Genomic DNA, 1354 nt, shown 5'->3' with positions numbered 1-1354 from the left:
ATATAGCAATCTGCAAGCTCATAATAAAGACGGTAATTTTTACTGTCTTGCTGAATTAATCGCTTGAGTGATATTATGGCTTCGTCATATTTACCCTGTTCTTTCGCTACAAGGGCAAGTCCCATAACGGCATAAGTGTCAAATTCAATATTTAACGCTTTTTCATAAAATGTTTTTGCGTTATCAAAATCTTTTAAATTACGGTACGCGTCCCCGGCGCGGGTAAGAATCATTTTGTTTCTTGGGTCTTGTTCAAGTATGCGTAACCAGTAAGAAAGAGAATTTTTTACCTGATTCAAACCTCGGTAACAATCGGCAAGCCCAAAAAGCGCGTAAAAATTACTTGGCTCTCTTTCCAGTACAGTTTCAAAAAATGGTATGCCCTTATTAAATGATTTTAACTTTCTGTGGCAGTTTCCAATCGACGTAAGAACGCGAATATCAACATTCTGATTTGAAGAGTCTAACATTTTTTCCCAATAAGAAAGAGCTTTATCATATTCTTTAAAATCGTAATGTAAATGACCAAGCCCTATAATCGCGTAAGCGTTGGAATTTTCCATTTCCAAAACTTTTAAATAGTTATTCTTTGAATTTTTAAAATCACGAACTTTCCTGTAAGCGTCGGCTATTCTTGTAAGAACGGTTATATTTTTATCGTCATGTACAAGGTACTGTTCCCAAATTTCAATTGCCTTTTGATACTGGTTCATCGCCTTGTAACAATCCGCAAGACCGAAAAGCGCGTAGTTATTCCCCGGATGATGGTTAAGGCATCTTTGATAATAATTCACGGCGTCTCGTATTGAACCGCTTTTACGCGCCGCGTCTCCCATACCTACAAGCGCATAGTTGTTATTTTCGTCTAAAAGAAGAATCTTAGAAAAACAATCAATAGCGTCGCTAACTTTGTTTTCTTTTAATAACTGATACCCGTGTTTTGAAATTTCCGCAATCTTTTGCGATTCGGCGGAATGATGAGGCTCATGATTATGTTGCATATCACTCATTTTTTACTTCCTGTTCTTCCTGACCTGCCATATCATCTACAGGAATAATGTCTAACTCAACGCCTCCCGCCTTTACTTCATCTTCATGAAGAATATCCTGTAAAAGATAACTTAATTGTTCGATTATCGGATTAGCTTTATTTTTGTCATGAGCCATCCAGTACATTTTTAAAGCCTCAATAGGTCTGGCTTTTGATTTATAATAATCGCCTGTTCTGGAAAGACCGTCCGAATACCCTGTAGTCATAAAAATTCTTCTGGCGTTTTCTATGTCGCCCTCGTTGAATTTCTGGTTTCCCTTTCGGTTTAAAGCGGCTTTGTCGGAACCCTCAACAGGTGAAGGT

At 37.7% G+C, this 1354-nt stretch carries 2 protein-coding genes; both read right to left on the bottom strand.

Annotation, left to right across the window (positions count from 1 at the left end):
- On the bottom strand, positions 1-1010 hold a 1010-nt coding region (locus ACYVTD_RS12910; protein WP_461248149.1), incomplete at its 3' end, for a tetratricopeptide repeat protein.
- Positions 1003-1354: hypothetical protein (locus ACYVTD_RS12905; protein WP_461248148.1), on the bottom strand; the 352-nt coding region annotated here is incomplete at its 5' end. The genes ACYVTD_RS12905 and ACYVTD_RS12910, both read right to left, overlap by 8 nt.

Source organism: Treponema sp. R6D11 (assembly GCF_054786075.1).
This window is presented reverse-complemented; position numbering and strand designations above follow the sequence as displayed.